This window comes from Clostridium estertheticum (assembly GCF_018861295.1).
GTDB classification, from domain to species: domain Bacteria; phylum Bacillota; class Clostridia; order Clostridiales; family Clostridiaceae; genus Clostridium_AD; species Clostridium_AD estertheticum_D.
In genome coordinates, this window is sequence record NZ_JAHLDM010000050.1 from 1 (window position 1) to 9191 (window position 9191).

At 29.7% G+C, this 9191-nt stretch carries 9 protein-coding genes and 1 pseudogene; 6 read left to right on the plus strand and 4 right to left on the minus strand.

The genetic code is table 11. From position 1 onward, the window contains the following. The 3 genes from KPL54_RS25170 to KPL54_RS25180 form a co-directional block, all read right to left on the minus strand. On the minus strand, positions 1 to 170 hold a 170-nt coding region (locus KPL54_RS25170), incomplete at its 3' end, for an acyl-CoA dehydrogenase family protein (RefSeq protein ID WP_216109241.1). A 467-nt stretch (positions 171 to 637) separates the two neighbouring features. After that, a complete protein-coding gene (locus KPL54_RS25175; RefSeq protein ID WP_216109234.1) occupies positions 638 to 1075 on the minus strand; it encodes a DUF2383 domain-containing protein in 438 nt (145 codons plus the stop codon). A gap of 60 nt (positions 1076 to 1135) precedes the next feature. After that, positions 1136 to 1600, minus strand: a complete 465-nt coding sequence (locus KPL54_RS25180) for a hypothetical protein (RefSeq protein WP_216109235.1) — start codon at positions 1598 to 1600, stop codon at positions 1136 to 1138. A 301-nt stretch (positions 1601 to 1901) separates the two neighbouring features. Here KPL54_RS25180 and KPL54_RS25185 point away from each other — a divergent pair, with 301 nt between their 5' ends. The 4 genes from KPL54_RS25185 (at position 1902) to KPL54_RS25200 (ending at position 6034) form a co-directional block, all read left to right on the plus strand. Further along, positions 1902 to 2843: a DMT family transporter gene (locus tag KPL54_RS25185; protein WP_216109236.1), complete on the plus strand. Its 942-nt coding sequence runs from the start codon at positions 1902 to 1904 to the stop codon at positions 2841 to 2843. A gap of 274 nt (positions 2844 to 3117) precedes the next feature. After that, on the plus strand, positions 3118 to 3429 hold the full coding sequence (locus tag KPL54_RS25190) for a hypothetical protein (protein WP_216109237.1): 312 nt from the start codon (positions 3118 to 3120) through the stop codon (positions 3427 to 3429). A 110-nt stretch (positions 3430 to 3539) separates the two neighbouring features. Next, positions 3540 to 5009, plus strand: coding sequence for a sucrose phosphorylase (gene gtfA / locus KPL54_RS25195; protein ID WP_216109238.1), 1470 nt, complete (start codon positions 3540 to 3542; stop codon positions 5007 to 5009). A gap of 53 nt (positions 5010 to 5062) precedes the next feature. After that, entirely contained in the window at positions 5063 to 6034 is a 972-nt protein-coding gene (locus tag KPL54_RS25200) for a LacI family DNA-binding transcriptional regulator (protein ID WP_216109239.1), read from the plus strand. 85 nt (positions 6035 to 6119) lie between these two features. On the opposite strand, the pseudogene KPL54_RS25205 reads toward KPL54_RS25200, so the two are convergent. Further along, positions 6120 to 6293, minus strand: a pseudogene (locus tag KPL54_RS25205) (hypothetical protein); the annotation flags it as partial. 446 nt (positions 6294 to 6739) lie between these two features. Here KPL54_RS25205 and KPL54_RS25210 point away from each other — a divergent pair. Next, on the plus strand, positions 6740 to 8023 hold the full coding sequence (locus KPL54_RS25210; protein WP_216109240.1) for an ABC transporter substrate-binding protein: 1284 nt from the start codon (positions 6740 to 6742) through the stop codon (positions 8021 to 8023). A gap of 94 nt (positions 8024 to 8117) precedes the next feature. Continuing rightward, on the plus strand, positions 8118 to 9050 hold the full coding sequence (locus KPL54_RS25215) for a carbohydrate ABC transporter permease (RefSeq protein WP_216109243.1): 933 nt from the start codon (positions 8118 to 8120) through the stop codon (positions 9048 to 9050). Positions 9051 to 9191: the final 141 nt, after the last annotated feature.

Sequence of the window (9191 nt, forward strand, 5' to 3'; positions counted from 1 at the left end):
GTTGCTATTGGAATACCCATCATATGGTATCTAGCCATTTTTTCTACAGTTTCGCTAGGAAATCTTTCTGTAACATCTATTTCCGCAGCTATTGGTTTAACTTCATTTAATGCGAATTCACTTACCATCTGTTTTACAAATTCTTGTTCCTTGGTCAATGTAAAATTCATGAAATTGCCTCCTCGCTATTTTGTAAGATGGACAACAAGTATTAGTTGATATCTATCTTATTCTTTGTTCATAGTAATTATAAGTTTTGTTGTAAAAACGTTTTCTTCATATCTAATTATAAACACAATACTTTTAAGATTCAACCTTAGTATCTATTAAATAATATAAGCAAGAATAATGCCAGGTATGTTTTAAAGACATAATAGCCACTTAAACACAAAAAATAACTCAAAGTTAGTAATAATATAATTATTTACTAAAAAATATCCTTTATTATTACACTAATTACATATTTTAATGTAAATTTGGATGTACATGTACTAGATTTAGTACAACTGAACTAAAACATCATAAATAATGTTTTTATAAATGAACAGTTTAATATAATATATACTAAAAGTGTTCTAAAATTAGTACATTTACAATTTGAATTATTTATTCTTACGATAAGAATATTTTTAGAATATTACTTAGAAGCATTAATAATGTTATTCAATGAATCAATATTATTTTGATGGTCTTTTATTATATTATTTAAAATAGTAGAGTTACTAAATAATGAATTATTTGCTATTAATTCATTAATAGTTTTTATTGCCATGAACTCACCTTGTAGGGCTTCCTTAAGATAACTAGTATTATCGGTAGCACCGAGATGTTTTATATTTGATATAGTTTCTGCTACTACTCCCTGAATTCCAATACTGCCAGAGGGTCTACCTCCAAGATCTTGTATTTTAGTAGAAATTCGTAGAGTATGTTGCTTATGGGTTCGTTGTATATTTTGTAATTCAGTTTTAATATTTATGTCACTCGCATGGTTTATCAACGATTCAAAACTGTCAATGGCCATATATTCACTCTCGAGAAGGAAATTTAAATTTTTAATGTTTTCACTATTCATTATTATCAACTCCTCTATTATTTAGGTTGCCCAAATAGAGGATACTTATTAATCGGATTTTTAAAGTGAACTTTTTAACATCTTTTCATGATATAGGTACAGTTGTTTCATTAAAATTTTATCAGCTTGAGTTTGAGTTATAGTCCCATTATCAACAAGTGTAGTTATTGGATTTATATAACTAAGGTTAGTACTACTTTTATATAATTTATTTTCTGAATTGATTATAGTTTTTGCATAATCAATATTGTTGACCTTTGTAGTTTTAGATTTACTTATTACAGATTTAATTTTATTTGCTTGAGCCTGAGTTATGGTACTAGTAATTAAAGATTCTTCTAAATCGGTTTTTAAATTTTGTTTTGTTTTAGTATTTATTTGTTTACACTCGCTTGTTAAAATTGTATTTCCACTAATGTTTATTGGGGTTGTAGTTATTGCAAAGGTTGTACTAACAGATGATAAATATATACCTCCTGTTAATATTCCTGTTAGTATTTTGGTCTTTAAAGATATATTCTTCATTTTAATCTCTCCTCGCTAATTTATTATTGTTTATTTCTATGGTTAAATTATATCAATTTTAAATGTCAGAGGAGTGTCAATATGATGTATATTTTGTTTGATTTATGTATTTTTTATAAATGTTTTGTATAGATCAGGAAATTAACAACTAAAATTATATTAAAACGACAAAATAGTAAAATAAAGCATATTGTGTTAAAATAAAGGTGATATATATGTACTATAAACTTGTGATTCTGTCTAGGTAGTAGTATTAATCACATCAGTCATTGACAAATTTATATATTAGAGGTGTCTATAAATGAAAAAAGGATTTTGGTTTATTATTCTGTCTGCTTTTCTTTTCAGCACTATGGAAATAGTTTTAAAAATGGTGTCTAATCAATTTAACCCTATACAAATAAGCTTCTTAAGATTTTTTATAGGGTCTATCATGTTACTTCCTCTAGCTTTAAAAAATTTAAGGAGCAAAAAACTTTCTTTAAATAGGAATGATTATTTATTTTTTATATTAACAGGCTTTATTTGCGTTGTAGTAAGTATGACATTTTATCAACTTGCCATTTTTTATTGTAAGGCATCTATAGTTGCAGTTCTCTTTAGTTGCAATCCTATATTTGTAGTTGCTTTCGCTTTCTTTTTAATAGGAGAAAAATTATATAAGCATACTATGATTACAATGGGATTAAGCGTAATTGGAATGATATGTATATTGAACCCTTTTAATATGACAATCAGTTTACAAGGGATAATATTTATTGTTATTTCTACTGTAACATTTGCTTTGTATAGCGTAATATGTAATAAGAAATCTGAAAAATTTGGAGGGGTAGTATTAACTTGTTTTAGCTTTTTAATGGGCAGCCTTGAAATGTTAGTGCTTATGCTTATTACAGAAATAGATTTTATATCAAAAATTTTATCAGATAACGGGTTAAAGGAATTCGCGAATATTCCAATATTGCATGGTATAACACTAAGCAATATTCCAATGCTTGCTTATATTAGTATTTTTGTAACTGGGCTTGGTTACACGTTTTATATATTAGCAATGGAAGAGACTTCTGCATCTACTGCATCAATTGTATTTTTTATTAAGCCTGCTTTAGCGCCGATTTTAGCTTTAATAATTCTAAAAGAGGCAATTGCCGCAAACACGATGATAGGAATTGCTTTTATTGTTATTGGGTCAATTATAAATTTTAGAGAGAATAACAAATTGGCTAGAAACACTATTAGCTAAACATTAGTAATTAAATATTATTAAATTTCAGTACGAGGGATATCATTTTCATTGGGTTCCCTTTTTTTGTGCTTCTATTTAAAAAACAATACAATTTTAGGTAGTAATGAAACTATTTTTATAGTTAATGAACCATGGTTTTTCCTTCCAGCATTATAATATTAAGTTGAATTTATTTACATAAGTTAAATAATATAGGGTTCACATAATTATTTGATATTTATCATACAATCGTTGGTTATAATCTTAAACATAGGAATTAGACGGAAAAGAGATGATTAAAACTCTAGTCAAAGAATTAACAATAGATTCAAATGCTGCAAAAGTTGATTATGAAGCTAGTCAAGAACTATCTGCTACAACAGAAGAAATATCCGCAAAAATCGAGATAGTAAATGAATCAATAAAACAAGTAGCATTGGGAGCAGAGCAACTTAGTGCAACAACTGAGGAATCGGTTGCTAGTTCAGAGGAAATACTTGCAAGTGTTAATGAATCTTTTATGGCTATTGAAGAAATAACAAATGCTACTCAAAGCCAAGTAATACAAGCTGAGAAACTAAGCGGGATGATTCAAAAAATTTAAGCTGTAAAACAAATAAAACATAACATGTCAACCTATTGACATACATTAAACTCACATATATAATAAAATAAAATAGATTCTAAATAGATTTTATAAGGAGAGATTGTAGTATGGCGGTAAAAAATCAAGTACAGCTTATCACTTACCCAGACTCTATGGGAGGAAATTTAAAAATTCTTAACAATGTACTTTTAAAATATTTTTCTGATGTTTTTAAAGGTGGAGTTCATATTCTGCCACCATTTCCGTCTTCTGGAGACAGAGGGTTTGCTCCACTTACATATTTGATGATAGAGCCAGAGTTCGGTACATGGGAGGATATAAAAGACATAGGAGAAAACTTTGATATATTGGTTGATTTAATGGTTAATCATATTTCAGGTAAGTCTATATATTTTCAAGATTTTCTTAAAAAAGGTAGAAAATCAGAGTATTCTGATTTGTTTATCACTTTGGATAAGATTTGGGAAGATGGAAAACCAGTTAAAGAAGACATTGAAAAGATGTCACTTCGCAGGACAGTGCCTTATTCAAACTTTAAAATAGAAGAAACGGGTGAGGAAGAGAAGGTTTGGACTACTTTTGGTAAAACTAGCCCTTCTGAGCAGATTGATTTGGATGTAAAGTCAGATAAGGTAAAACAGCTTCTTAAAGATTTCTTTGTGAATTTTAGTAAAAATAACGTTAAAATAGTAAGGTTAGATGCAGTTGGATATGTTATCAAAAGGCTTGGAACAAGCTGTTTTTTTGTAGAGCCAGAAGTATATGATTTTCTTGATTGGATTAAGAAATTGGCGGATTCTATGAAAATTGAATTGCTTCCAGAAGTTCATTCACATTACTCAACTCAATACAAACTTGCAGAGCATGGGTTCTGGATTTATGATTTTATTCTGCCTTATACTATTCTTGATACATTAATAAATAAATCTAGTGAGAAGCTTTGTGAATACCTTAAGGATCGTCCGTCAAGACAATTTACAATGCTTGACTGCCATGATGGTATTCCTGTAAAACCTGATATGGATGATCTCATAGACACTAAGGAAGCTAGAAAACTTGTAGATTTGACCCTTAAGAGAGGCTCAAATTTAAGCCTTATTTTATCAGAAGAAGATAAGTCAGAAGACGGATTTGATGTGCATCAAATAAGAGGGTCTTACTACTCTTTATTGGAGTGTGATGATGATGCATATTTGGCAGCTAGAGCAATTCAATTTTTTGTACCTGGGATACCGCAGGTATATTATGTGGGACTACTAGCAGGAAAAAATGATGTTGAAAATGTAAAGAAAACTGGTGAAGGTCGTGAAATTAACCGTCACAACTTCAGTCTTGAGGAAATTGAGCAGTCAGTTAAAAAAGAAGTTGTTCAAAGACTTTTAAAACTTATCAGATTTAGAAATGAATACCCTGCTTTTAATGGGAAATTTAAAGTTATTCATACTGCTAAAGACGAAATTCGACTTTATTGGCATAAGGATGATAGATATTGTACATTATTTATAGATTTAAAAACTAATAAATCTGTGATAGAATATATTGATGAGTCTAGCAAGTTAGCTCAATATTTAGTATAAGAAGTTATAATGTAAATGACTTAAATTGATTGTGCAAGGGTGAGGATGTCTTTATGGCAACGATAAAAGATGTGGCTAAGATAGCTGGGGTCACTGTTACAACTGTTTCAAGGGTTTTAAATAATAGAGGCTATATAAGTCAGGTTACTAGAAACAAGGTTGATGAGGCTATGAAAGAACTTGATTATCAGCCGAATGAAATAGCACGTTCTTTATTCAGAAGAAAGTCTAACATGATTGGGCTTATTATTCCAAATGTAGCTCATCCATTTTTTGCGGAACTTACTAGTTATATAGAGTATTATGCTTATAAGGCTGGCTATAAGATTTTGTTATGTAATTCTTATCAAGACAGCGTTAAGGAAAAAGGTTATGTAGAAATGCTTAAAAGATATCAAGTGGACGGAATAATTATGGGAAGCCATACCTTAGATACCTCGGATTATCTTATTCCTAATTTGCCTATTGTAGCACTTGATAGAACATTTACTAATAATATACCTTTTGTCACTTCGGATAATTATCATGGAGGGATTTTGGCTACAAATCTTTTGATAGATAGAGGATGTAAAAATATTGCTCATATAAGCGGACCACTTGAAATTAATACTCCAGCTAATAAGCGTTATCAGGCATTTATGGATGTCGTACTGGAGAGAAAAGTAAATTTTATTATAAAACAGGCAAAGCTTGATATTTTTGGGGGCTATGAGAAACTGGCTTATAAGCTGTTTGAAGAGCATCCAGATATAGATGGTGTCTTTGCTAGTAGTGACATGATAGCAGCTTCAATAATACATGTTGCTAACTTAATTGGAAAAGATATTGCAAAGGACTTAAAAATTGTTGGGTATGATGATATTAATATAGCATCACTTATAGTCCCACCTTTAACTACAATAAAACAACCAATAGAAAAGATGGGTGAGCTAGTAGTAAAAATTCTAATAGATTTACTCGAAAAAAAAGAAGTAGATATAGAAAATATTTTGCCTGTAACTTTAGTGGAAAGAAAAACCACTTAACCATTTATTTAAATGAATTATTAATAGAGACTATGGAGAACATTATATAGTCTCTATTTTTTTGTGCGTTCGGTATGCGCGCAATCTAATGGAAGTCTGCGGCCAAACTCTGGTCTGACGTACAAATGTTTTCTATATATAAAATTAATCCAATTATATATGTTCGATTATAAAAAAGTGATATTGCGAGATCATTTCGATGATAGTTTAGTTCTTTCATTGCTTTATGAACGTTTTCCTTTGCTTTTTCACTAATATAACCACGATTATGCCTATAATTTAAATTATTTAATTTCCTATAAAAAACTTATTAATTAATTATTGTCCAAAGTTTTTTCATTATAATTGATTAAGGTCACATATATTGCCATATTACAAAACATTAAATTTGAAGTAATTCTATAATTATTTTTAAACAGTTACATCAAAATCTCATGAGATACATAATAATCAAAAATTTCTTATGTGTCCAGATAATAATCATAAATTATGAGGTTGATAGTGAAGTTTTGTTGATATATATTTGGATATAGAAAATGCTTTCTTAAATTAAGTCATACGGTTGACATATTTAAAAAGATTGTATATAATATACCTATAGTAATCATTTACATAATGCTTTTATGGGTTGCTAATTTAGCAATTTATAAATATATAAATATATAAATATACAAATATGAATAAATAAAGAGGGGGATTTAAAAAATGAAAAAAAGTTTACACAAGATTATTGCGGTTGCACTTACTTCTATGGTTATGATGTCCACTTTAGCGGGCTGTGGCAGTGCTAAGACTACAAGCGACACAAGTGGTAAACCTGTAACTCTTACTTATCAAATTTGGGATAAAAATCAACAATCAGGTATGCAAGCTATCGCTGATTCTTTTCACAAGTTAAACCCAAATATAACAGTAAAAGTGGAAGTTACACCTTGGGATCAATATTGGCCAAAAATGGAGGCAGGGGCTTCAAGTGGAACACTTCCAGACGTATTCTGGATGCATTCAAATAATTTCTTTGAATATGCTAACGCTGGTATGTTAATGGATTTAACTGACACAATAAAAAATAGTAAAGATGTAAAAATGAGTAATTTCCCTAAGAGTCTTACAGATTCATATACATTAAAAGGTAAAGTTTATGCTATGCCTAAGGATTACGATACAATAGCATTATGGTACAACAAGACTATGTTTGATAAAAAAGGTATTGCTTATCCAGATGGAACTTGGGATTGGAATAAGTATTTAGAAGTTGCAAAAAAATTAACTGATCCTTCAAAGGGAGTGTACGGTTGTGTGGCTCCTTCAGATGATGGACAGGGTTATTATGACCTTGTTTACCAAAATAATGGATATATACTTTCGCCTGATAAGAAAAAATCAGGTTTTGGTTTAGCAGCTACAAAACAAGCTATACAGTGGGATGTTGATCTAAGTCGAAAATATAAGGTATCTCCAACTCAACAACAATTTGCAGATACCAGCTTTACCACATACTTTGAATCAGGAAAAGCAGCAATGGGCTTATTCGGATCATGGATGGTAAGCGAATTTAAAGCAAATGATTATGTGTCTAAAAATTGCAATGTAGCTGTTATTCCTAAGGGAAAGACAAAAGCAACCATAATTAATGGTTTAGGAAATGCTGTCTCAGCAAAAACTAAACATCCAGTAGAAGCTTTGAAATTCGAGAATTTCTTAGGAACAAAAGCAGCAAATACTATTCAATCTGAAAAAGGTGCTGCAATTCCAGCATATATAGGAACTGAACAACCATTTATAGACAATACTAAACAATTCAACTTAAAAGTATACCCAGAAATGTTAAAGTATTCTGTATTATTACCAAATTCACCAACAAAAGTAAAATGGTATCAAACTCAAATTGACACAATGACAAAGGTATATTCTGGTCAGCTTACTGTAGATGAGGGTTGTAATATAATTGATAAAAAAATGAATGCTCTTCTAGCAACTGAAAAGTAATTAATTGATGACAGTTAGTTATTATAGCTAACTGTCATCATAATTAACTAAATTTAATTATGATTTTATAAAAGGAGGGGAAATTTTGAAAGCGATGATTAAACAAAAAAACACATCGAAACGTTCAGGTAAAAAGGTAAAGATTAGTAAGAAGGATTTAAATGACTATTATTGGGCTTATTTTATGATAGCACCTACGATAATAGGACTTATTATATTAAATATATGGCCGTTAATTCAAACTATTTATTTAAGTTTTAATAAAACCAGTGATTTTGGTATTAATCAGTGGATTGGGTTAGATAATTATAAACAGATGTTCTCAGACCCTGCTGTATGGCAGGCAACTTTGAATACATTAAAATATACTGCAATTTCAGTTCCTATTGGCGTAATTCTTTCTTTGGGTATTGCAGTATTACTTAATTCGAAGATAAAAGGTAAAACTATATATCGTACAATCTATTTTCTACCTATGGTTTCAGCACCAGCGGCTATAGCCATGGTTTGGAGATGGCTTTATAGTTCAGATTTCGGTTTGTTTAACTACTTGCTTTCTTTAGTAGGTATACACGGACCCAATTGGCTTACAAATCCAAAACTTGCGCTTTTATCTATAATAGTAGTAGGAATATGGAGTTATCTAGGTTACAATATGATTATTTTACTTGCAGGGCTGCAGGAAATACCAAAAAGCTTTTATGAAGCAGCTAAAATTGATGGAGCAGGTCCTATCAGACAGTTTTTCGCTATTACATTTCCATTAATATCACCAACGATGTTTTTTGTTGTCGTTACTTCTATGATAACTGGATTACAAGTATTTGATTTAATATTTATGATGATTAGTAAATCAAACGCAGTTATGGAGTCTACTCAATCTTTAGTATACTTATTCTATAATTATTCATTCGTAATGAATGATAAAGGTTATGGTTCAACTATAGTAGTACTTTTATTAGCAATAATTTTATTGATAACTGCAGTTCAACTTAAATTACAGAAAAAATGGGTTCATTATGAATAACTTCAAGGGGAGGTATAATTTATGAAAGGAAAATTAAAATCAAGCAATTCAATTGTTCACATAATTCTTATAATAGGTGCGATTGCAATGCTAATTCCATTTATATGGATGATACTAACTTCGTTAAAAACACTTACAGAG